The sequence below is a fragment of the Paenibacillus sp. FSL R7-277 genome (genome assembly GCF_000517965.1).
Taxonomy (GTDB): domain Bacteria; phylum Bacillota; class Bacilli; order Paenibacillales; family Paenibacillaceae; genus Paenibacillus_AQ; species Paenibacillus_AQ silagei.
The window spans coordinates 80,073-104,268 of record NZ_ASPX01000080.1 but is presented as its reverse complement, the minus strand read 5'-3'; the positions used below and the strand labels follow the sequence as shown (position 1 = coordinate 104,268).

Genomic DNA, 24,196 nt, shown 5'->3' with positions numbered 1-24,196 from the left:
TTTAGCAGAAGAAGCAAAATGGAATGCAAAAAGGCATGGGGAAAGCCCCATGCCTTTTCTTTTACCGCCGTCTTCTCAATTCTGGTTATTTATCCGTCCCCAGTAACAAGTTCACAACCGTATCCAGCTGCTGCTCCAAAGAATAGGGGTCCTCCATGACGAATTCATCATGATAATTATCCCCGTATAAAAATACTTTGCCATTCTTCACGGCAGGGACACTTTTCCATATATCACTTTCCATTGCTTGGTTTGTAATCTCAGCATCACCATTATAGACAAAGATATAATCACCTAAATATTCAGGAAGCACCTCAAGCGAGATCGATTCGAACCCCTCTTTCATATGTAAGGCACTTTCTGTTGGAGGCAGCTGCAGCATTTCGTAGATAGTGGAGGAACCATAATTTCCGCCCGTTGCTGCTAACACATATACTGTTTTTTCGGCAAACTGAACGATGGATACCGTCTCCCCTTCCTTGATGACGTTAGATACCTTTGACCTTGCTTCAACAACCTTCTGTTCGTATTCCGCAATCCAATCCTCAGCCTGCTGTTCTTTTCCGAATATCGAGGCTACTCGTCTGAATTTATCAAGTGGCCCGGCTGTTGACAACTCTTCCCAGTATGGCAGAAAAACAGTGGTGCCGATCTTCTCATATTGGTCAACGTAATCTTCGATGGAACCGATAATGAGGTCTGGCTCCAGCATGGTCAATTTCTCCAGATTCATCGGAAATTCCCCTAAATCTTCGATCGTATCGAGTGTTTCTTGTGGAATCTCCGCCTTGTCCATCCAGCCTTCGTCGAGCATGAATGTTCTTGCCCCGATAGGGACAATGCCCAGCTTCAATAAATGACCCATATATTGGTCTGCCGCGACTTTTACCGGCTCTGCGGGTACTTCAATGTCTCCTCTTGGCGTGGATACGATCCGCGTCTTCGGACTTTCTTCTGAGGCAATCGGAGTTGCCTGATTAACTTTATTGTTTGCGTTGCTTGAATTCTTCGCCGCTGTGTTCGTGCCGTTGGAGCAAGCGCTGAGCAGCAGGGAGCCGCACAGCAGGATTGCAGCTATGGCTACAGATCTGGTTGGTTTTGATGTAAACATATGTATTTCCCCTTTGTCCCTATTATGATAATGATTATCATTATTAATATACAGATCAGTAACATTATCAGAAATAGAGGATGTGGGGAAGTTTAATGGACTTTCAGCAACTTTGTGCTGCAGCAGCTCGCTATTTCTATGATAAGCAGGGGCTACACCCTTACGCTTTTTATAAATCCTGCTGAAATAATACACGTCTTTATACCCGACACTCGCCGCAATCTCCCCGACTGAAGCATTAGTTGTCATTAGAAGCTCTGATGCAAGGTCAAGCCGGTAGCGGATTAAGTAATCAATCGGACTGACGCCTGTATGCTCTTTAAATAAGGATGACAAGTGATAAGCGCTGAAATTGAACACTTCCGCAAGTGAGTCTAAGGTAACGGGTTCCGCATAATACTCCCGGATATAAGTGATTACCTGCACTGCAACAGAAGTTGTTCTGACCTCGGTCTCATGCTCTTGCAGGCGCAATTCCTTTAACGTCAGATGAACGAATTGGTAAAAAAGTGCTTTTACATGAAGACGCTCTTCCGGCTGATCCCATTTCTGATGCATCTGCTGAATTTTGTTATAGAGTAAAAGCGGAGCCTCAGGGCTAAAGCAATACTGCTCTTGAAAAGGATTCGCTTCATGGAGCAAGGCTTTGTAGTAAATGATATAGTAGATAAATTTATCTTTTATGGGAACGATGCTTAGGATGGCCCCTTTGCCGCTATGTAAAAGTTGAAATCCTGTCCAAGCAAATTCAGCCTGGTCTGACTGAACTTGTGCGCTTCCTTGTACCGATAGCAAAAATATATTGGCAGGTATTATAAATGGAGGAAGAACTTCGCCTTGCGCTAACTCCTTCTGCCGGATATCCACCAGTGTAATTGCAGCCTGATCCCAAAGTAATAATTGATTGCTGATGTGCATGATGCGATATTCCCCTCCGTTATCTGTCTACTCCTCATTTTAAATGATAACCATTATCAATGACAGTCTGAATAATACTTGTTATATTAAAAGTCACATAACTCCATATCTTTCTATCATCGCTGTATTCCAGATCCTTGCAATGAAGATTAGAATAAATAGCAGATAGTGGATGTGACTAACAAGGGGTGATCTCGATGGATGAGCGGTTAAGAGTTGTGATTGGGAGCGGCGGAAGTTCGCATAACCAGGGGTGGCTTCATACGGCGGAGGAGTCGGAGCTTAATCTTTTGCAAGAAGAACAGTGGGCTGTCAGGTTCAAGAAAAACTCCATACAAGCAATCCTTGCGGAGCATGTCTGGGAGCATCTGACGTATGAGGAGGGGATACAGGCGGCAAGAATCTGTTATCCTTATCTGGCATCTGGCGGGTATATCCGCTGTGCTGTGCCGGATGGGTATTTTCCGGATGAAGCTTATCAGAAAATTGTACAGGTCGGAGGACCGGGTCCCCTGGATCATCCCGCGGCGTCTCACCGCATCGTACATAATTACAATACCCTGCGAGGCATGTTCACGGCTGGCGGCTTCGAGGTCAAACTGCTGGAGTATTGCGATGAATCCGGGAAGTTTCATTATAACTACTGGGATGAAGGCGGAGGGTTTATCTACCGTTCCAGGCGCTTCGACCACCGCAATACAGAGGGAAGATTAGGCTTTGTCTCGCTGATTGTGGATGCCGTTAAGAGATGACACATATTGTCCGTACCTTGAAAAAAGGCTGATCCCCGCAGCACGACTCGCTACGCAGAGATCAGCCTGTCCTTCTTTCAATCAACCCGCCCGGGCTAGAAACCCCGGTATTGCGGTTCTTCCTTTTCCAGCTCAGTTACGCGTCCTTCTACCTGCTGAACAATCTGCTGAGTCTGCTCGGCGGCATTGGTAAACAGGGTCTTGGCTTCTTCATTTTGCGTTTCCATGGCGAATTGCTCCAGGCTGGCCTGGGCGCTTTTTAGCGAAGCTACGCACGTCTTGACTTGTGAGGCGACAGTCATCGGTATACCCTCCTCCATATCATAGAAATGGATCATCATCCACGGACTCTAGTATCTGCATTCCTGCAGCTCATATTCTGGAAAATCACTCCAGCCTCACGAGAGCATAATCAACCCGCACGAAATCTTTTGGTTAATTCACCCCTGGTTTGACAAATACTGAAGCAGAATGCCTGAGCACACAGAGCATGAAATATCACAATACAGGGGGTTATTCGAATGCCTGAAGCGCTGGAGGTTGTCTTGCGGACCTTGTTTGCTGTGGTCGTAATGTTTTTTCTAACCAAGATACTCGGCAAACGGCAGGTTTCGCAGCTGTCTTTTTTTGAATATATTACGGGAATTACAGTGGGGAGCTTGGCTGCTTATATCTCGCTGGACACGGATAAGACCTGGCATCTGGGCCTGATTGCCTTAGGCGTCTGGGTTGCCTGTTCACTGGGAATTGAATATCTGCAAATCAAGAGCAAAAAGGCCAGGGATTTCATTGACTTCAAATCGACGGTGCTGATTAAGGACGGCAAGATTCTCGAGAATAATATGAAAAAAGAGCGTCTGAGCGTCGACGAGCTGCTGGAGGAGCTGCGTAAAAAGGATGTCTTCAAGGTGGCCGATGTGGAATTTGCGATTATGGAATCGGATGGTGCGATTAACGTGCTGTTGACCAAGGAGAATCAGCCCTTTACCCCTAAGGATCTGGGAATCAAGGTTGCACCGGAGAAGGAGACGCTCGCTGTAATTATGGATGGTGAGATTCTGGACGAGCCTCTGGATACGCTGAATCTGTCCCGGAAGTGGCTGCAGACCGAGCTGGAAAAGCTGAATCTGACCGTGAAGGATGTTTTCCTCGGGCAGGTAGACTCTTATGGTGAGCTTACCGTGGATCTCTATGCTGACAAAGTCAAGGTGCCGCAGCCGCAGGATAAGCCTCAGCTGTATGCGCTGCTGAAGAAATGTGAAGCCGATCTGGAGCTGTTCGGTCTGTCCACCAAGAACAAAGCGGCGAAGCAAATGTACGGAAATTGTTCAGAGCAATTGCAGGAGCTGCTGCAGAAGCTGAAGCCTTTTATCCAGAACTGACAGCATGAGCAGTTTCACAAGCAGGAGCCGGTGATCCGGCTTCTTTGGGCATGTCCGGGCATAAATCCAGGAACGAGCTGGAATACTAAGGCAGAATCCCCACTACCGGAAGGAGGCTGCCAGATTGCCTGATCAGGATATGCTGGAGTTAATCAAGGAGCAGCTGACAGATTGCAGCGATGCGGTCTACCAGTCTATTAATGTCTACGGGCATTCCTGTATGCTGATCTATATTCCTTCCATCGTGGATACCCTTAGCCTGCAGGAATTTGTCGCCACGCCCCTGAGGGCAGAAGCCAATGCGGAGCCGCACTGGGCGGATTTCATGGAGCGTCTGGATCACGGATCTGCATTCGCGATTCCTTATATCAAGGCCTATCATCCCGGCCGGGTGGTGGAGCTGATCGTCAGCGGGAATCCTGTACTCAGCATCGCAGGTTTGCCGTATGTGTATTATTTTGAGATTGCCCACTATCAGAAAAGGGCGGTGTCCGAATCACAGAACGAGCTGGTGGTGATCGGGCCGCAGGAAGCTTTTATCGAGGATATTCAGACGAATCTCTCGCTGCTGCGCCACAAGATCAAGCATGCGGATCTGAAGACCAAGCATTTCGCTATCGGCAAATACACCAAGACCGATGTATATCTGGTCTATCTCGAAGGGCTCTGCAAGCCGGAAATTCTGGCGGAAATGGAACAGAAGCTGGGCAGTCTCGATGTGGACGGAATTCTGGGCATCAGCTATCTGGCGGAGCATATGTCCCGGGAGCAATTCTCCCCTTTTCCGATCTATCAATATACGGAACGCCCTGACTCTGTCGCCGCCTCGCTCATGGAAGGCAGAGTCGGCATTCTGCAGGACGGCACACCGTCCGCTTTGCTGGCGCCGGTAACCTTTTTTGCGCTGCTGCAGTCCTCAGAGGATTATTACCAGAGCTTCTATGCCGGCAGCTGGATCCGGCTGGTCCGCCTTTTTTTCTCGCTGATCTCGATGATACTGCCGGCCTTATACGTCGCTATTACAACCTTCCATTCTCAGATTATTCCCTCTGATCTGCTGATCACGATCGCTGCGGCCCGCGAGAATATTCCCTTCTCTGCCCTAACGGAGGCGCTGATTATGGAGCTGACGTTTGAAGCGCTGCGTGAAGCCGGCACCCGCATTCCGAAGCCCGTGGGGCAGACCGTCTCCATTATTGGCGGTATTGTTATCGGCCAGGCAGCGGTCCAGGCGGGAATTGTCTCGGCACCGATGGTCATTGTAGTGTCTATTACAGGAATTGCTTCTTATATCATTCCGCATCTGGAGCTTGGCCTGACCTTCAGGCTGCTGCGCTTCGTGCTGCTTGTTCTGGGCGGAACCATGGGACTGATCGGCGTCTTTATTGCTGTGTTTGTCATCTATGGCCATTTGGCGCATCTCCGGTCCTTTGGTTCACCTTATCTGCAGCCGCTGGCCCCGCTTGTGTTTGAAGACTGGAGGGATACCCTGTTTCGTGTGCCCACCCAGTATATGAATAAGCGGAGCAGCTCTTTTACCAACAGGAAGAATAGAAGGAGACAGAAGCCATGAGAGTCATCAGGCTGGGCATGGCACTGCTGCTGCTCTTGAATCTGACCGGCTGCTGGTCCAAAGTAGAGCTCGACGAATTGACCTTTATCTATGGGATGTTCATTGACAAGGGGGAGGAGCGGGGTACCGTTGAAGTGTCGATCAGCTCACCGCTGCCGAACCGGCTGATGTCAGGAACCCAAGGCGGGAGCGGTGCGGCAGACGGAAGGGCGTATTCGATGATCACCAAGACAGCCGCCACTATACCGGAAGCAGTGATCCTGATTCAGAAGGACCTGTCCCGCAGGCTGGAGATCTCCCATATCAAGATAGTTGTCGTGGGTAAGGAGTATGCCAGTCAAGGTATTGGGGAAATGCTTGAATGGTTCAAAAGACAGCCGGAGGTCCCTTTAGGAACCTATATCATGGCTGCCCCCGGCAGAGCCAGCGATATTCCCAAATTGTCTCCGATCTTCGAACAGCTGCCGGATCAGGTCCTCAGCAGCATCTCCAAGGAAAACCTTCTGTTCGGCACCACGATAAGAGATTGTATGCTCTCGGAAGCCTCGCATATGGGATATGCCATGAATTATTTATCCTTTGGCCAGAAGACAGACAGCACCGAGAAGAAGGATGAATACTGGGTTGGCGTCGGCGGCGTGATGCTGTTTCAGGATATGAAGATGAGAGGCCTGATGAATGTCAATGAAGGAAGAGCCTTGGCATGGGCTGCGGGGAAAATCGCCGGACATATCACCTTACCGGTATATCCGATAGTCTGGGATGATGACGGCAAAGGAGCTGCAAGCGCGATCTTCGTCAGGAATTCAGCTGCTTCCTCAGTGAGAATGACCCCCGAGGGTCCGCTGTTTCAAGTGAAAATAAAAGGGAATGCGAGCATCACTTACTTCAAGGATTCCGGGCAGCGTGATGCGGACAAGCTCAGTGCCCTCCTGGTGAGCAAGCTCGAACAGAAGGTGGCCGGAGAAGTCTCGGCTGCACTTGATCATACCCGGCAGGAGGGTGTGGATGTGCTGCATTTGGGTATGCTGGTGGAATGGAATTATCCGGCGGAATGGAAGAAGCTGCGTGAGCGCTGGAAAGACTACTATACCTCGGAAGCCAGAATTAAAGTGACAGTGAAATTCGACATTGAGGATTTCGGTTCAGAAAAATAAGGGGAAGAACATTATGCAGACATCGAAATGGCAAATCACCAGGTTCTCAATCGTATATCTGGGCTCCCAGAGTACCATGTTTCTAGTTCCCGGCCTCATTGAATCCTCCGGCTATCAGGGGTGGATCGGGATTGTGGCCGGCTGTGCCCTGGCGCTGATTCCGCTGTTCTTCACCGTTCAGCTCGGGAAGCTGAAGCCCGGGACGGGCTGGGTGGATTTCGGAGCAGAGATTACGGGGAAGTGGATGCACCGGGTTATAGTCCTTCTGCTGCTATGCTGGTGTGTTTACTATGCTTCGTATGATATAGAGAACTTCGTCCTCTTCTTCGGGTCCAATTATCTTCGCGGAACACCGCCGCTCTTCATCCAGATTCTTATTGGTCTGGTTATTATGTATACTGCCCATCTCGGAGTAACATCTATAGTGTATATGGCTGACGGCATATCGCTGGTGTTCATTGTTTCAACTGCACTGAGTATCTATCTGTTCATCCAGCATGCCAATTATGCGATCCTTCCGGCGTTTATCCATTACCATGATCCGCATATCGCCATCTTGGATTCGGTAACCGTCATGTCTTGGCTGGGGGAGTGGGTGGTGTTCCTGTTTGTTGCCCCTGAGCTCAGAATCAGCAAGGGCACCATGAAACGGCTGGCCATCGGAGGCATCTGTGTTATGCTGACGATTCTGCTGGGCTGGGTGATGACCCTGCTGAATTTCGGAGCGTATCTGGCCAAAGAGCTGACGTTCCCCTATCTTCAGCTCGTCCGCAGCTCTTCCGGCGATGAGCTGCTGGGCAATTCCGACCCGCTGCTGATCGGGATCTGGTCCGCTTCCATGTTCATTCACAGTTCTTTTCTAATCTATATAGCCGGCAAATGTGCTGCATATCTTACCGGGCAGAGAGCGAAGAAGCTGCTGGTTCCAGGTCTGACAGTCTGCTCTGTAACGATTGCCTTTCTCTACTCCAGAAATCTGGCCCGGTATGATCATGACTATTACTCCTTCAATATGGCTCTTGTGTGGCTGATTGTAGAGTTTATTCCGATGTACTATTTCTTTGCGTTAATGCTCCGGAAGAAGCGGCAGCCACAGGCATAAGCCAGGGCTGCAATTTCCGCTATTATATAATGTAGGCGCTTTCTGGTATGATTAGTTTATATGTACATACCTTTTTTTGGAATAGGATGGTGTTATTATTCATGAATCTTCAAGAAGCAACCGCTCTAATTGAATCGATCCGAAGCAATCTGGCAAAAGTTATCGTGGGCAAAGAGAGCGGTGTGAACCTGCTGCTGACCGCTTTGCTGGCCAATGGTCATGTGCTGCTGGAGGATGTGCCGGGTACCGGAAAGACCCTGCTCGCCAAAACATTGGCCCGCTCCCTGGACTGCACGTTCAAGCGGATTCAGTTCACGCCTGACCTGCTGCCGTCTGACTTAAGCGGCATCAATTACTATAACCAGAAGAGCGGCGAATTTCAATTCCGTCCCGGTCCGGTATTTGCCAGCATTCTGCTTGCGGATGAGATCAACCGGGCCACGCCGCGCACCCAGTCCAGCCTGCTGGAGTGTATGGAGGAGCGGCAGATTACAATTGACGGCGTGACGCATGAGCTGGAGCGGCCGTTCCTGGTCATTGCTACCCAGAATCCGGTGGACAGCCAGGGGACCTTTCCGCTGCCGGAAGCGCAGCTGGACCGGTTCCTGATGCGGATTACCAGCGGGTATCCGACATTTGAGGAAGGGGTACATATCCTCCAGAGATTCCGCCAGAATAACCCGCTGGAGGATACCGCTGCGGTGGCCACAGCCCGGCAGATTCAGGACATTCAACGTCTTGCTGCGGAGGTTACTGTCAGTGACGAGCTGCTCGCTTATATGATGCGCGTGGTTGAGGCTACCCGTACCTCCCCGGCGGTCCGGCTGGGAGCAAGCCCCAGGGCAGCTTTTGCCTTGCTGCGCGCTTCGCAGGGATACGCACTGATCCAGGGCAGAAGCTATTGTATCCCGGATGATATCAAAGAGGTTGCGGTCCCTGTGCTGGCGCACCGGCTGATTCTTCAGCGCGGTCCCGGAGTCCGTGAAGGCCAGTCGGCAGAGGTAGTGCTTCAGGTGCTGCGTGAAATTGAGGTGCCGGCTGAACCTGCTGTCCTGTCCAGAGGCGGAAGGGTGGAGTGATCCATGTCGCTGCCGTGGTTCATTGCAAGCACGTTCATCCTGCTGGTCCTAATCTCGCTCGTCTATGACCGGCATGCGCTGAAGAAGGTCAGCTATACCCGTTACTTTTCTGCTAAAGCGGTGTACGCCGGTGAACAGGTAGAGATGGTTGAGGAGATTATGAACAAGAAGCTGCTGCCGCTGCCGTGGCTGCGGCTGGAATCCAGCATAGCTAAGGGGCTTGAATTCGGTAACCAGGAGAATCTGGGCATCAGCAGCGGAGAGATTTCCCAGAATCATGTCAGCCTGTTCTTCCTGAGGTCTTTTCGCCATATCAAACGGCGGCATAATATCACTTGCAGGGAGCGGGGGCTGTTCGTCCTGGAGACGGCAACCATGACTACCGGCGATCTGTTCGGACTGAGCCGCAGCGCCAAGACCTTCCCGCTTCATTTGGAGCTGCTGGTCTACCCCGGATTGCTGCGTTTCCATGACCTTCCGTTGCCGGTTCACAGCTGGCTTGGAGAGCTGCCGGTCAAGCGCTGGATTGTCGAAGATCCGTTCCTGACCGCCGGTACAAGAGAATACAGCGCCGGGGATTCTCTGGCGAGCATTAACTGGAAAGCGACAGCCCGTACGGGAAGTATGCAGGTGCATCAAAAGGATTACACCGCCGATTCCCGGCTGGTCATCTGCCTGAACGTGGAGACGAGTGAGTCCATGTGGAGAACGGTTACCGATGTGCAGCGTATAGAGCTGGGAATCCGCTATGCGGCGACTGTAGCCGAGTATGCGATCAGCCACGGGATTGAGGTCCGGCTGCTCAGCAATGGAAGACTGGAGGGGAGCGGGGCGAGAGATTCGGTGGACACCTGGTCCATTGTTCATACCGAGGAGTTCCTTGGCCTGCTGGCCAGACTGAATCTGGACCGGACCGTGCCGATGAGCAGGCTGATGGAGATTGAAGCGGACAAGGGGGAGGCAGATAAGGATTATCTGATCATTACCTGTCACCGGGGGGCAGAGCTTCAGCTGGCAGCCTCAGGCTTAAGCTTCCTCGGAAACGGTGTAGAGTGGCTGGATATTCCTTCTGAAGGGGGCGGTGAGCTATGACTTCCCGAATCCCGGATGCCTTCAAAGAAAATTACGCCATATGGATGGCAGCCTTCATCGAATGGCTGCTGCTGCTCCCGGTATGGCTGGTGCTCCAGACTTATTTCCAGCCGGAGGCCGAGGCGCTGCGCTGGATCTATCTGCTGCCGGTACTGGCCGCAGCTGGTGTGCTGCTGCGAGAGATATGCAACCGCCGCTGGAAGCAGCTGCTCGCGGCGCTAATTCTCGGAGCTATATCTGCGGCGTTAACCGGTACGCTGACACTTATAGGTCTTCCGCTGGCAGCCGGAGCGGCTGTGTCTGCCTTCCTTGGCATGACAGCGGCCACACGGGTGAACCGGCTGTGGCTGTATATCAGCGGGATCATGCTGTATTTTGTCGCTTCGATTGCCTTCTCGCGCATCCCCGGTCTCCAGCCGAGTGCGCCGGTGCTCACCTGGAGCGGCAGCTTGTGCCTGATCCTGGCACTGCTGGCTACGAACAGCACCCACCTGCGTTATAGCTCCTTGAACGGAGGTGCAGGAAATCTGCCCCAAGGACTGCGGCGGCATAATCGGATGTTTGTGGTCGGCTTCATTATCCTGGCAGCATTGCTTGCAGCGGGGGGCGGTAGGGCGGTTGGGATGCTGCTGTGGAATATGGTGCGGGCATTCTTCGTCTGGCTCAGCCGGTTATCCTCCGGTTCCGAGGAGGCACCGCCAGCAGAAGCTCTGCCTGAGGCCATCCCTGCCATGCCGGCTGCGGAGCCGGGTGAACCGGGATTGCTGTCGATGATTCTGAATATAGGCTTCTATATTCTAGGAGCGGCAGCCATTCTTGCGGTACTGTATTTTATCCTGCGTTGGTTGTACAGAAATACAGGAGGCATCCTGCGCAGAGCGATGGACAGGCTGCTGTCCCTGCTGCGCAGAGAGACTCCTGCGGCTGCCGGGTATCAGGATGAGGAGACTAGCCTGTTCAACTGGGAGCAGACCGTTCAGGACTTCCGCCAATACGTGCGTTCCAAGCTGACACCTGCCAGCCGCCGGGACCGCTGGGAGGGGATGGACGGAAGCCGTGAGCGCATCCGCTGGCTGTACCGGCACTGGCTGCGGGCCAGACATGCGGAAGGGTATGAGGTGAAGCCCTACCTGACCCCGCAGGAGACAGCAGCTGATGTAGCCGCCTGGTCGCAAGCCCAGAAGCGCTCAAGCAAACACTCTGGCGGAGATGTCTCTGTCAATGAACGTCTGCTGGGCCTATACCACAGGGCCCGCTATACCGAGGAGGAGCTGCCTGAACTTACTGCCACTGAGGCGGCGGCGCTTAAGGAGCAGCTGAAGCTGTAGCTGAATCATCACGTTCAGCGAACACTGGAAAGGAGCGGCAGGCATGACCCCTTATCTGCGAGGTGAGCTGGCTAAAGAGGCTCAGATTAATATGGAGACGCTCAGATTCTATGAGAAAAACGGGCTGATTCCGCTGCCGCAGCGTTCAGCAGGCGGGTATCGGCTGTATCCGGAGGAGACGCTCCTCCGGATCGCTTTTATCCGTAATGCCAAGAGCTGCGGGTTCACACTCCAGGAGATCAAGAAGGCACTCGTTAAATCTGCAGACCGCAGCATAGGAATCAGTGATTTCATCGAAGTCATTGAGCGGAAGATCGCCGCTGTCGATCTGGAGATTGCCCGGCGGAACGAGACACGCAGACAGCTTGAAGCACTGAAGTCCGGCCTTCTGGTTCAGGACAGGCACCCGGGCGTGCAGGATACGCTTAATATGTTGAACATGAATGATTAATCTGTTGCCACCTGTAATTCTGCAGGGATTGCCACTTGACTCTGTACATTGCTACAGGGTTTATAGTATGGGCATCCCAGGATAACAGGAGGAATTACACGTATGTTGTATCCGAGCAGTACCCCGATTGAACAGTTGCAGGCCATTACAGCTTATCTGAAAAGCAATAATAGTTACTCCAGAAAACCAGTTCAGGAGATCCGTGCGGCGGCTCTCGAAGCGTCCAGGCATTTACCCTTTCTTGAAGGCGTGAAGGTTGAACCGGTTGAGGTGGAGACCTTCAGCGGAGAGTGGGTCAGAGCGGAGGAGAAAAGTCTACAAGGTGAAGGACAATCGCAACCCGCAGAGAACAAGGTAATTCTTTATTATCACGGCGGAGGGTTTGTGTCTGGCAGCTGCGAGATCTATAGGGATCTGGCAGCCCGTCTATCTGAAGCAGCTGGGGGAATTGCCGTCTTCACTGTGGAGTACCGGCTTGCACCGGAGTTCTGCTTCCCTGCAGCCAATGAGGATTGCCTTGCAGCTTACCACTGGCTACTGGAACGGGGTGTTCTTGCCGGGAATATTATAGTCTGCGGAGAGTCCGTCGGAGCCACGCTTGCGCTGATGACATTAATTACGCTGCGGGACCAGGGGGATAAGCTCCCTGCCGGTGCATGCCTGCTATCTCCCCATGCCGACCTTATTCATTTGGACGGGGAGTCTTATGACAGCCGTGCGGGAACGGACCCGACAGGAAGCCGGGAAGCGAATCAGAGAATGATTGAGGAATTTATGGGGGACTATGGCGGTGCGTGGCCTGCAATATTATCACCCTTAAGAATGGATCTCCGGGGCTTGCCGCCCCTGCTCATACAGGCGGGAGATCATGAGGTGCTGCTGAGTGATGCAGAACGCTTGGCTGAACAGGCAAAGGCGGCGGGCATCACTGTAGAACTTCAAATCTGGAAGAACATGTGGTGCGCCTTTCAGCTGATGGCTGCCATGCTTCCTGAAGCGCAGCAGGCCATCGGGAACATAGGCAGCTTCATTAAGAGAGTATTGCAGCTGGAGGGCAGGCAAGATTAGCACCCGTAGCCTGAAAGCAATCGTACAACGTATCCAGCGGACAGGGTCAGAACAGCAGACGCAGCAGCATCAGCGTCACAATACCGGTCAATACGGTAGCCAGCAGGCTGCGGGTCTTGACGGCTACCCAGAAAGTGGGGAGGGCGGCGATTAGCTCCACATTAGTGGACAGGACTGTGAACCTGCCACCGGTTACGAGCAGCTCTTGGGCAACCAGTGCAGCCATGACAGCAATCGGCACGTAGCTTAGCCAGCGCATGCCCCATTCCGGGATCGTGATCCGGCTCAGCAGCATCAGCGGAAGGACACGCGGAATGAAGGTGACGAGCGCGGCTCCGAGAATGATTATGGCAATATCCAGTCTTATTTCCATTGTTCCATCACCACTCCAATCGTTGAGGCTACCAGCGCCGCAGCTATAACGCCCATGCTGGGTGACCACAGCACAGAGACGAGCACGGCGACCACAGCGGCCGCTAGGCCGACAGTGATATCCAGTCTATACTTGCGCCGTCCCATAATGGTCAGGACCAGCAGTCCGATGAACATAGCCGGCAGGGCGAAATCCAGTCCCCACTTCTCGGGGCTGGATATCCATTGACCGAGAACAGCGCCGGCGATATTGGCCAGTAACCAGTTCAGATAAGCGGTAATATTCAGGCCGTGCATCCATCTCTCGCTGATCTGCTTCCTTGCGGCGCTCTTCTGAATGGCTACCCCGAAGGTCTCATCTGTGAGCAGCGAGCCGATCAGCAGGTTGCGCAGCGGGGTCAGGTGGCGGAAGTACGGCGACAATGCTGCGCTTAACAGCAGATGCCGCAGGTTAACCAGCAGAATCGTAATGACAATACCGGAGGCGCTGCTCCCGGCGGCAATCATGCCAGCGGCAATAAACTGGGCCGAACCGGCGTACAGGATGATGGAGATCATGGCGATTTCGGCAAGGGTCAGCCCCGCTGTTTTCTCCACAACACCTGCGGCGAACCCGATGCTTAAGTAGCCGAGCAGCGTGGGTAGGCAGTCCTTGACCCCTTGCCAGAACGTATCGCTGCTCTCCGGCACACTTGGGCTATCTGTAACCAGGCTGCCGCCGGACAGCGGCTCCTGATGAATGGATTCTGGCTTCATGGGCATGCTCCTTCTGTTTCATGGAATAATGACTAGTATAGTGTCCGATTTAAACTAGTAGATGGGGCGCTATCATACCTGAATGAGTACAAGAGTGGAGCCACACCTACATGTGTCAAAGTGGCGTTTGACTGGGGATAGGGTATCTCAGGTCCGTTAGGAACACACTCTTCTGGCCGGTGTATTTTCGTTTTACGGAACCTCCGGGATTCGACCCTATTCACAGAATTACATCGGATACTCTACTATCGCCGATAATAAATACATTGTATTAATATCTAATAATTCATAGCGAATTGCAAGGGAATATTAGCTGTAACTGTAAAAAGGGTTCCGCCGTCCACAGAGCGATCTGCGGCAGCGGAACCCTTTTGGAGTTCATGGTTATTTCAAGATGAGTACGCCGAACCCTTCCATCGTATAGCTCCCTGACAGGGTCTGGCCGCTTAAGAGGTCCGTCTTGGCTGTCTTAAGCACAATCTGTGCCGGTTCTTCGCTGTAGTTGAGCAGGAAGGCGACACCGGAAGAGGCGTCTCCCCCCGTAGCACGAATCTGCAATTCAACCTCTGGCGGCAGCTCCGCCCAATCGGCGGCTGGCGAGACCAGCCCCAGGCTGCCAAGCATCTGCAGCACAGCAGGCTCATTGAACACGGCGCCGTAATACCATACCTCGCCTTTGCCCCTGGTGTTGCGGGTTACCGCCGGTTTGCCGGCATAGTAGTCGGTCGCATAGGTTGCCATAACCTCGACGCTGTCCTCTTCCACCTGCAGAATGTCATTGAAGGCATCTGCACCGGTCAGTGCTTCAGGATCATGATTCCAGCGGATGGAGGTAGGCTTGCGCGTTCCTTTGACCAGCGTGAATTCTTCCACGGTTACCCCGCACATCTCCTGCGTCGCTCCGGGAAAAGGCCGCATGTAGCATTGTCCGGTAATATCCTTGTAGCCTGTGCGGCAGCCGAAGACCAGCTTCCCGCCTTGCTGTACATACTGGTCGAGCAGAGCCGCCGTATCATCGGTCATAATCGCCGGATGCGGGTAGACCAGCACTTCATAACGGGCAAGCTCTGCAAGGGTGGTATGGCTGCGCAGGTACAGAACGTCATTCGGAATATGCTTCCGCTGCAGAGCCTTGAACCATTCCTTGTTGCTCTGCCACATGAACGGGCCGTGCCAGACATCATATTCCCCGTCCCACTCATTGTCATAATCACGCACGATAGCAACGTTCGCCTGAGTCCGGCTGCCGATGAACTGCTGCCCGATGCTTGCCAGCTCGCGGCCGATCTGCTCCGCTTCTCTTACCCGCCGATTAGGCTGGTTATGGTAGTCGTTCAAGCCGTGCCAATAGATCTCATTGCCCATGGTGGCGGTCCGCCAGCGGAAATAGAGCAGCATGTCAGCGCCGTGGGCGACGGACTGGTAGGTCCACAGCCGCATCTGTCCCGGCTTCGGTGAAGGCATGTCCAGCCGGTTGACCCAGCCCCCCGGACCGGATTGCTGCTCCATGACACAGAAGTTGCTGCTGACCGAACGTACGGCCGACAGGGACAGTCCCCAGCCGCGGTCAAGCATCGGGTTCACCTCGGCCGGATCGAAGCCGATGGTGGAGAACTGCGGATACGAGTCATAGCTGAAGAAATCCAGCAGCTCGTCATTCAGCTCATGGCTGTCCAGATGTCCGAACAGCCCGTTTGTGGTAACCCACTGATTAGGAGCCAATTCCCGGAGGATATCTGCCTGGATTTTGGCAAAATGGATGGTGTTATCAGAGATGAAGCGCTTCTCATCCAGAGCCTGGTGCGGATTCGGCTGATTCGGTGAAGGAGTAGGCCGGGTGAGGCAGACCTGTGACCAGCTCGTATAGGTCTGATTCCAGAACACCGTGCCCCAAGCCTGATTGAGCTTGTCCAAGGTGACATACTTCTCCTGCAGCCAGAGGCGGAAGGCCTGATGATCACTCTCCGAGTAGAATACATTGATCTCACAGTTCAGCTCGTTGTCAATCTGCCAGCCGACGACGCCCGGATGATTGCCGTAATGTTCAGCAAGCTTGGTTACGATACGCGCACAAAGCTCACGGTATTTGGGACTGCTGTAATTGTAATGGCGGCGCATGCCGTGCTGTAGCGTCACACCTTCATAAGTAACATTCAAGGCCTCAGGATACTTCTCTGTAAGCCAGGCAGGCGGGGTAGCCGTAGGCGTTCCAAGAATGACCTTCAGCCCGTAGCTGTGTGCCATGTCGACCGCACGGTCAAACAGATCGTATTGAAACACGCCTTCTTCCGGTTCAAAAATGGACCAGGCGAACTCAGCCAGACGTACAATGGTGAATCCGGTTTCAACCATACGCCGGTAATCGTCAGCCCACATGGATTCAGGCCAGTGCTCAGGATAATAGCAGACGCCCAGTTCAAATCGTTCTGCTGCAACAGGTTTCTTCATCTTAACCTCCAAGTGTAAAAATATGCTTTCATTAAGCTACCAATCTATTGTATTATCAGCAGTGTATCCACTTATATAACAGAATATTGCTATTATATCATTATATTGCGTGCTTGATTCAGCGCAGGGCAGGAGGAGATTTACATGAGAAAACACTGGGTTCTGCCGCAGCCTGCTTATGCCCACTATGTATGTTATCCGGAGATGCTGGGGCATTACAGCGACTTCCCGGAGCATGCAGAGCGCAGAAGTGAGGGGTTCCTGAACAGTTATAATCTCCACATGGTTTTCGGGGGAGAAGGGTATGTATTTCAGGGAGGGGAGCGGATATCCATGAGGCGGGGCAGCGGGTTTCTTTTTCCCAGAGGGGCTTATCAGCAGTACGGTTCTGATCCCGGAGCTGCCTGGGATGTGCGCTGGATGCACTTCGCCACGGCAATGCCTCTGCCTATGCTGGAGGAGGCGGATCAGTCACGCGGCTACTTCTTCACCTTCGATCCCGGCACCGGTTATGAAGCGCTCTTCGAGGAAATGTACCGGCTCAGTGCAGGCTATGAGACCCGGAGTGAACCGCGCCTCTCCACACTGCTCTATGAGATTCTGGTTACGCTGATGCAGAACACCGAGCCGCTCCACGGCTCCGTTCCGCTGGAGATCCGGCATTCCATCCGGCTTACCGCCGACAGGATCTATAGTGAGTGTGAGCGGCCCTGGACGCTGGAGTCTATGGCCAGACTTGCCGGTTATAGCAGCTACCATTTTCTCCGCCTGTTCCGCAGCATTATGGGCAAGACGCCGAACCGGTATTTGAGCGATTGCCGGATGGCCCGGGCCAAGCTGCTGCTGGCCTCCACCAAATTGTCAGTTGCGCAAATTGCACTGCAAAGCGGCTTTCAACAATCCAGTTATTTCATCAAGGTGTTCAGACAGCTCGAAGGGATGCCGCCGAACCAATACAGACGTTCCTTCAACTCATAGAATCAAGCCTTTTTAGGACCAAGTATTAAGAAAGTTTGTTACATTTATGGCAGAGTTCACGCCGCGATAGCCTTGGTTATGTGACAGAAAGTTACAAATGGAAACAAAGGGTTACAAAGTGGATACAAATTCCACGCGCCAAGCAACTATACTATTGCTAGTAAATACATCTGGAGGGAAATAAATGAGAAAGTATAGAGTTACATATGCTGCATTGCTGGTGAGTTCACTCGTTGCCGGCCAGGTGTCTGGCAGTATCACTGCGCCTGCTGTACATGCAGCCCCGGCGGCGAAGGCCCCCGCAGTATCCGCTCCGGCGGCATTCAAGTTCAATTCCGTTCCCATGGGTGCCGGAGTGACCGCAGTACTAGAGAATATCAACATATGGAGCCAGTCCAGCGGAAACATCTTGTCATACACACTTAAATATACGAATTTCGGCAATTCAAGCGCAAGCCTGATGCATTATTTCTCACGCGTTGTCACTCCGGGAGGATCAGTACTTCCAGGTAATCCCTTAGGTGCGGATGCCCTGAAGAAGAAAGTCGGCGCCAAAGAAACCCTTAGCGTGACCTATTATGTAAATGTGGGACAAACCTCCTCTTTGCAGGGGATCAAAATCTCGATGCTGGTCTGGGATGCCAAGACGAAGGGGTATCTGAAGCAGACGGGATCTTTTGGAGTGCCCGCTAATTATTCAACTACGGCTGCAGTTGGAACAAGCCTGAGTACAGTCATGAACGACATTCCCGTCGCGGCCAGTGCAGACTCCCTCCAGCTCTATAAATACAGCGGCAAGGTCTATGCCAAAGTAGGGGTCAGTCTGACCAACAAGGGCAATAAAGTCCTCAGTGATCCGGGCTATTCGGCTTATCTGGTATCTGCGAGCGGCACCTCCTTCGAGCTGGCGCTGAGCGGTACACAGGCGGATTACAAGATTCAACCGCAGGAGAAACGGAGCATTTATTATATTACGGAAATCCCGGCCTATCTCAAAACAGATAATATGAAGCTGCAATTCACGCAGAGAGACGAGACCACGAAGCTGGAGCTGGCTAAATCTTCTTATAAGCTGCCCGCAGCAAGCTCGCCTAATCTGGTAGTGGGCAGCGGGGTAGTCAAAAAGATTGTAGTCAATAACAACACGGTAGACACGCTGCTCCGCAATGCCAATGTGTACGCACAGGATGCAGATGCGGTATGGACGTTCCAGATGCAGCTTAAGAATACCGGCAACAAGGCGGTAACCCTGCCAAGCTACGACCTGGCAGTCAAATCGGTGAAGGGCAAGGTTTTTCCGGTGAACTCCAAAGGCGTAAGCGGAGTCACCCTCAAGCCGCTAGAGACCAAAATTGTACCGCTTACGGTTCGCGTACCGCTTGAAGTCGATCAATCCGGATTGCAGCTTATGATGATCGAATCAGTAGGCGCAGAGAGCTCAAGTATGCCTGAACCGAGCGTAACCGGCGAGACAACCGGAAATACCGGGAATACCGGAACGCCGTCCACTTCGCCTCCTGCAACACCGACTGCCAAAATGGTTTTCCCGGTAGCCTATTTCGTCATTCCTTATGCCCTGCGTACGGAGGTAACGACCGGCCAGGAGTATATGACCACGAATTCATACGGATCCTTCTCGTACAGTATTCAATCTCTGCAGCGTTATCCTTGGAGAGATGATGATATCGTAGCTGCCAGACTGAGAATCACCAATACCCAGAACGTGTCTCTTACGCTGCCTGAGCTGAAGGGAACCATTAAGCTGGATAAAGAGAATCTGCCCGTGACTACAGAGCTGTATATGGACAATAAGGATGCTTCTGTCCTTGCGCCAGGGAAGTCGGCGGATCTGTATGTACTCGGCAAAATTGCCTATACCTCAGAGTTTCAGAATATGCGGATTGCCCTGAACGGCACACAGAATTCAGAGACCGTTCCGTTCCTGGATGTCAGCGTCAACAACTCGATTAACAGTATTCCGACCATCGAGAAGGGCAAGAGCTACACCATTAGCGGCAAAGGCAAAACGGCCAGTGTACAGGAGAACCGGACAACGATCTATCAAGGGGAGAGCCACAATCTAGTGTACACAGAGCTCTATCTGAGCAGTGAGGAGAAAAGACAGAGCAAAATGGCCCGTCTCCAGGCTTACTATAAGACCAAGGACGGCCAGTATTTCGAAGCGGGCACCAGCCAGTCGGAGAACAGCGCGTCTCCGGGTGCCAAGCAGCTCGTGGTCCTGTGGGCCAAGGTGCCTAAGGCTACGGACCTCGCGGATGTCTCACTCTACCTCGGTTCCGGTATCAAAGAGGGTAAGCTGATCGAGGCCAAGGAGGAAGCGACCGGATTCGTCAATGTGGCAGCACTTCAGCTGAATCCGCAGGCTAACGTACCGAAGAATACGCTGGAATCAACGGCATTATATCCTTATACGATTTCTGTTCTGACCTCTGAAGGCAAGCGGATGAAGTCATCGGATACCCTGGATATTACTATGAATTACAGCCTGAGGAAGGATAACCTCTACGATGCAGGCGTGCTGGAGCATAAGCTGATTCTGCAGATTACCGATCCGTTCGGCATCGCGACCGAGAAGGTTCTTACACTGGGCACAGACCTGATTGAAGGGACGAACAACCAGTATTCCTTCTCCCTCAGCAGACCCGTGTACAAGACGATGGACGGCGGCGCTTATAAGTTAGCCTTCTATGATGAATTCCAGGGTGAACGTCTGATGCTGGGCAGCCAGGCCTTTGGAGTCACCAACGTGGTTCCGAACAAGACACAGGAATAATCGTCATTCGCTTAACTAAAACATTCTTGTATTTTTAAAAAAGGAGCAGCTTCCATGTTGCGTGTTGAAGATATTACGCATTCGTACAAAAGCGGTAATGAATGGACCTCCGTTCTTCATAAAATCAATTTTTCCGTCAAAAAAGGAGAGATGGTTGCCCTGCTGGGCAGTTCAGGTTCCGGGAAGTCAACGCTTCTCAACCTGATGGCCGGCTTGATGAAGCCCACGGAAGGTCATATCTACATTGCTGATCAGGACATTGTGAAAATGGGCGAGAATAAGCTGGCCGAGTTCCGCCGCAAGAATATCGGATTTATCTTTCAGGCCTATGAGCTGATTACCAGCCTGACGGTCCGCGAGAACGTGGAGCTGCCGCTGGTCTTCCAGTCAGTCTCTCCCAGGGCACGCAAGGCCAAGGCGCTGGCGCTGCTGGAGCAGGTGGGAATTCCCGACAAGGCGGATCTCTTCCCCTCGCAGCTCTCCGGAGGACAGCAGCAGCGGGTCAGTATCGCCCGGTCGCTGATCACAGAGCCGTCGGTCATCTTCGCCGATGAACCGACGGGGAATCTGGATTCCAAGACTGAAGAAGAAATTATCGGTATTCTGCTGAACCTGAACCGGACGATGAAGACGACTTTTATCGTCGTTACTCATGAATACAAGGTGGCTGAACAAATGCAGCGGATTTTCACGCTGAAAGACGGCTTCCTGGTCACTGAATCGCAGGCAAAACCGCAAGCAGATATAAAACTGCAAAAAGAACAGCAGCTTGAGACGCAGACAGAAGTACAGGTTGAAGAGCAAATCACTGAGGAAGCTGAACCGCAGACCATGGTAGAGGTTGAAGAACAATTAGCTGCAGGAGCTGAACAGGAAGCTGTAGAGCCAGTACCGCAGACAGCAGGAGCGGATGAAGATCTGCCGGCTGAGGAACCTGAACACCAGACCGCTGAGGAAGCTGATCCTGCAGAGGGAGGGAAGCCGTGAAGATCAGAGACATTTCACGGATGGCCTGGGAACAGGTCAAACGGCGCAAGGTGGTTACAGGTCTATGTATGACCGGGATATCCATCGGCTGCGCAGCAATTATCGTGGCTTTGAGTGTAGGCCAATCTGCACAGGTCTATGTAACGGAACAAGTTAATGCCAACTTCAAAATGGATGAGATTACAGTCTCGCCCGGCGGAGGACTTCCAACGAACGGGAAGAGTGGAGGCGGCGGATCGGGTGAGGTAAATGAGAACCTCGACCCCGGCAAGCTGACCGATCAGAAGCTGAAGATCATCCAGGGGCTGAATCATGTGAAGGCGGCTTCGCCTTTTCATCAAGCAGGATATCTGCAGATGGTAACCATAGACAACAAGATCTCCGATGTTCAGGTCGTTGTCGCCGATTTACAGAAGCTGACGGCGTACGACCACAAGTTCAAGCAGGGAGGGGCGAATGGCCAGCTCGGATCCATTGTGCTCAATCACGGGGCTACACTGGGCCTGATTGACCTGGAGACCCGGCAGAAGCTGTTCGATCAGATGAGTGCGGATCCGTTCAACCAGGAGCTGTACCAGCAATATGACAAAATGGCCACTGTGCCTACTGAATTGTACCGCAAGCAGGTTCAGATTCAGGCGCAGGACTATAGCTCTACATCCCCGGTGTTCAAGCTTAGCTCGCCCCTGCAGATCTCCGGAATTCTGGCGCTTCCCAAGGGGATGGATGAACTGCGGTCATCCTATGAGAAGATTATGTATGTGTCTCCCGAGACCGCACAGCAGCTCTCCAAGGAGCTTGCGTTCGATAATTCCACCACCAGTGTGCTTACGCTCCCGCCGGAGGGCAGCTATAACTCGATTACGGTCAAGGTGGACGATGTGGCGAACATCAAGCCGGTGGAGCAGATGATTCAGAAGCTGTCACTGAGTGCTCAAGACAATCTGTTCCAGCAGGAGATGCTGAAGGAGCAATTTGATATGATCAAAATGGCGGCTCTCGGCATCGGGGTATTCATCCTGATCATCGCTTCCATCTCCATCATAGTGGCCATGACCATGTCCACCCATCAGCGGCGGCGCCAGATTGGGATTATGAAGGTCCTCGGGGCCAACATGGGACAGATCCGTAACATGTTCATTACCGAAGCTGCGCTTCTGGGGCTGCTCGGGGGCATGCTGGGTGTTGCATTCTCCTATCTCATTGTGATGGCGCTCAACAAGCTGGTAGGCAGTGCAGGGGACGGGATGAATTTCTTCATTCCTACGACGAATCTGCCGATCGGGATATCTTTTGCCATTATGACCGGCGTGCTGTCGGGGATCTATCCGGCGATCAGCGCCTCCAGAACCGATGCATTAACTGCTATTAAACGAGACTAACCCTAAGCTAGAAAGGAAGCCGAAACAATGAAGAGGACTCTAAAGAAGAGCCTGAAATGGATCATAATCTTAGGTATCATCGGAACTGCCGGTTATTTCGGATATACCAAATTCTTCAAGGCTGATGATACCGCAGAACTCCCGCCTGAACCGATGCAGGTAATCAGCTTCCCGGTAACGGAAGAGACGTTAACCAGCTCCGTGCAGATCAAAGGCAGATCGCAATACCAGAAGGAGACGCTGGTGTATGCCCCCTTTGCTTCCAAGGTGACTGCCTGGAAGGTGGAGAACGGGGCACAGGTGAAGAAGGGCCAGGTGCTCTTCACCCTGGATCAGAGCACACTCCGTAATGAGATTGCCACGGCGGAGGCAGCCGCCCGCAAGGCGAAGCTGGAGGGGGAACTGAATGCTTTTGTCGCGCAGCAGGAGGATGATTCTCCGGCCCCGGCCGGTACGGAAGCGGAACGGCTGAAGGCCCTGGCTGCCCAGGAAACCGCCCGTCTGAGCGATGAGCTGAACCAGGTGAATGCCGAGATTCAAGCCAAAGAGCTTACGGAGAAGAAGGCGAAGCTGAACACTGCGGTATTCCATGCACCGGAGAACGGCATCTTCCTCTTCGACAGCAGCACAGAACGGCCGCAGACTGTCACCGACAATCAGTACATCGGCAAGATTGTGGACACCAACAAGGTAGAGTTCATAGCACAGGTCGGGGAGCAGGATATCTTCCGCATCAAAAAGGGCATGAAGGTGAAGGTGAAGATGACGGCCGTAAAAGATCTGGTCCTGGACGGGGAGGTAACCGATGTGGCCAAGTTCGCCACGACGACCACCGGACAGAACACAGCCGGCCAGCTTCCGCAATTCGAGGTGGTCATCTCCATGCAGCCGGACGAGCATTTGATGGGCGGCCTCAGCCTGAGCGGAGACGTCGAGACCTCACGCAAAGAGAAGGCGGTGGTTGTATCCAATATCGCCGTCATCCGTGAAGGGGATCTGGCCTTCGTTATGGTGGACAAAGGAAACGGCCAATACGAACGCAAAGAGATCAAGACTGGAATGGAAACAACCGATAAAACAGAGGTGCTGTCGGGACTGAAGGCAGGAGACACCGTGGTTCTGCAGTAGTTGACAGCAGTGGATGGGCCCAAACCGTATATAGCCCCAAACCTGGTTGATTGCCGGGTTTGGGGCTTTTTGAATAGAAAGTATAGGCGTGAGTGGCGCGCGGCGGATCATCTAAGTGGAAATAGTACATCTAATTTATGGTCGCAGGAACAATTACTTATAGCAGTTGGATAAATAACATTTAATCAGACCAAATCCTGCTGAGATCAAGGGGCTTGGTGGATTAAATGTACTTTTTCCAACTGCTTCCCCAAAGCGCATGGTTTCGGCTTAATTAAGTGCCTTTTTTCCAACTCTGACGGTTCATCCCACGGGTTAGTGGAGTAAACTCCCCCTAA

General features: G+C 52.5%; 19 protein-coding genes and 1 pseudogene. 15 read left to right on the top strand and 5 right to left on the bottom strand.

What is annotated here, in order from left to right:
• Positions 1-85: 85 nt before the first annotated feature.
• Entirely contained in the window at positions 86-2,029 is a 1,944-nt protein-coding gene (locus C173_RS22510) for an AraC family transcriptional regulator (protein WP_036728742.1), read from the bottom strand.
• Between the two features lie 197 nt (positions 2,030-2,226).
• On the opposite strand from C173_RS22510, the gene C173_RS22505 reads away from it, so the two are divergent.
• Complete coding sequence (locus tag C173_RS22505; RefSeq protein WP_036728739.1) at positions 2,227-2,781, top strand: class I SAM-dependent methyltransferase; 555 nt, start codon at positions 2,227-2,229, stop codon at positions 2,779-2,781.
• Between the two features lie 95 nt (positions 2,782-2,876).
• Here C173_RS22505 and C173_RS22500 read toward each other — a convergent pair whose 3' ends face one another.
• Entirely contained in the window at positions 2,877-3,083 is a 207-nt protein-coding gene (locus C173_RS22500) for a DUF1657 domain-containing protein (RefSeq protein WP_036728736.1), read from the bottom strand.
• 219 nt (positions 3,084-3,302) lie between these two features.
• On the opposite strand from C173_RS22500, the gene C173_RS22495 reads away from it, so the two are divergent.
• The 9 genes from C173_RS22495 (at position 3,303) to C173_RS22455 (ending at position 13,013) form a co-directional block, all read left to right on the top strand.
• Positions 3,303-4,163, top strand: a complete 861-nt coding sequence (locus tag C173_RS22495; RefSeq protein WP_036728733.1) for a DUF421 domain-containing protein — start codon at positions 3,303-3,305, stop codon at positions 4,161-4,163.
• A 139-nt stretch (positions 4,164-4,302) separates the two neighbouring features.
• Positions 4,303-5,736 carry a spore germination protein gene (locus tag C173_RS22490; protein WP_036730050.1) on the top strand — a complete coding sequence of 478 codons (1,434 nt, stop codon included), beginning with the start codon at positions 4,303-4,305 and terminating at the stop codon, positions 5,734-5,736.
• Positions 5,733-6,893, top strand: a complete 1,161-nt coding sequence (locus C173_RS22485) for a Ger(x)C family spore germination protein (RefSeq protein WP_036728730.1) — start codon at positions 5,733-5,735, stop codon at positions 6,891-6,893. Before C173_RS22490 ends, C173_RS22485 begins: the two co-directional genes overlap by 4 nt.
• A gap of 13 nt (positions 6,894-6,906) precedes the next feature.
• Complete coding sequence (locus C173_RS22480; RefSeq protein WP_036728727.1) at positions 6,907-7,995, top strand: GerAB/ArcD/ProY family transporter; 1,089 nt, start codon at positions 6,907-6,909, stop codon at positions 7,993-7,995.
• A gap of 101 nt (positions 7,996-8,096) precedes the next feature.
• On the top strand, positions 8,097-9,074 hold the full coding sequence (locus C173_RS22475) for an AAA family ATPase (RefSeq protein ID WP_036728725.1): 978 nt from the start codon (positions 8,097-8,099) through the stop codon (positions 9,072-9,074).
• A gap of 3 nt (positions 9,075-9,077) precedes the next feature.
• Complete coding sequence (locus C173_RS22470) at positions 9,078-10,166, top strand: DUF58 domain-containing protein (protein WP_036728723.1); 1,089 nt, start codon at positions 9,078-9,080, stop codon at positions 10,164-10,166.
• Entirely contained in the window at positions 10,163-11,494 is a 1,332-nt protein-coding gene (locus tag C173_RS22465; protein WP_036728721.1) for a hypothetical protein, read from the top strand. The genes C173_RS22470 and C173_RS22465 overlap by 4 nt, the downstream gene beginning before the upstream one ends.
• Before the next feature lie 43 nt (positions 11,495-11,537).
• On the top strand, positions 11,538-11,945 hold the full coding sequence (locus tag C173_RS22460; RefSeq protein ID WP_051478296.1) for a MerR family transcriptional regulator: 408 nt from the start codon (positions 11,538-11,540) through the stop codon (positions 11,943-11,945).
• 102 nt (positions 11,946-12,047) lie between these two features.
• Positions 12,048-13,013 (top strand): alpha/beta hydrolase, encoded by a 966-nt coding sequence (locus tag C173_RS22455; protein ID WP_051478295.1) that lies wholly within the window; start codon positions 12,048-12,050, stop codon positions 13,011-13,013.
• Positions 13,014-13,059: 46 nt separating this feature from the next.
• Here the strand turns inward: C173_RS22455 and C173_RS22450 are convergent, their stop codons facing one another.
• From C173_RS22450 to C173_RS22440, 3 genes are all read right to left on the bottom strand, one after another.
• Positions 13,060-13,386, bottom strand: coding sequence for an AzlD domain-containing protein (locus tag C173_RS22450; protein ID WP_036728718.1), 327 nt, complete (start codon positions 13,384-13,386; stop codon positions 13,060-13,062).
• Positions 13,377-14,141: an AzlC family ABC transporter permease gene (locus C173_RS22445; RefSeq protein WP_081751293.1), complete on the bottom strand. Its 765-nt coding sequence runs from the start codon at positions 14,139-14,141 to the stop codon at positions 13,377-13,379. Before C173_RS22445 ends, C173_RS22450 begins: the two co-directional genes overlap by 10 nt.
• Before the next feature lie 384 nt (positions 14,142-14,525).
• Positions 14,526-16,589, bottom strand: coding sequence for a beta-galactosidase (locus tag C173_RS22440; RefSeq protein ID WP_036728716.1), 2,064 nt, complete (start codon positions 16,587-16,589; stop codon positions 14,526-14,528).
• Positions 16,590-16,733: 144 nt separating this feature from the next.
• On the opposite strand from C173_RS22440, the gene C173_RS22435 reads away from it, so the two are divergent.
• The 5 genes and pseudogenes from C173_RS22435 to C173_RS22415 all read left to right on the top strand — a co-directional run bounded on the left by C173_RS22435 (position 16,734) and on the right by C173_RS22415 (position 23,858).
• A complete protein-coding gene (locus C173_RS22435; protein WP_036728714.1) occupies positions 16,734-17,567 on the top strand; it encodes a helix-turn-helix transcriptional regulator in 834 nt (277 codons plus the stop codon).
• A 184-nt stretch (positions 17,568-17,751) separates the two neighbouring features.
• Positions 17,752-20,361 carry a hypothetical protein gene (locus C173_RS22430; protein ID WP_036730038.1) on the top strand — a complete coding sequence of 870 codons (2,610 nt, stop codon included), beginning with the start codon at positions 17,752-17,754 and terminating at the stop codon, positions 20,359-20,361.
• Between the two features lie 54 nt (positions 20,362-20,415).
• Positions 20,416-21,081 (top strand): annotated as a pseudogene (locus tag C173_RS22425) (ABC transporter ATP-binding protein); the annotation flags it as partial.
• Positions 21,082-21,344: 263 nt separating this feature from the next.
• The gene (locus C173_RS22420) at positions 21,345-22,730 is read left to right on the top strand and encodes an ABC transporter permease (RefSeq protein ID WP_051478294.1); all 1,386 of its coding nucleotides are present in this window, start codon (positions 21,345-21,347) and stop codon (positions 22,728-22,730) included.
• A 27-nt stretch (positions 22,731-22,757) separates the two neighbouring features.
• Positions 22,758-23,858, top strand: coding sequence for an efflux RND transporter periplasmic adaptor subunit (locus C173_RS22415; protein ID WP_036728712.1), 1,101 nt, complete (start codon positions 22,758-22,760; stop codon positions 23,856-23,858).
• The last annotated feature ends 338 nt before the right edge of the window (positions 23,859-24,196 follow it).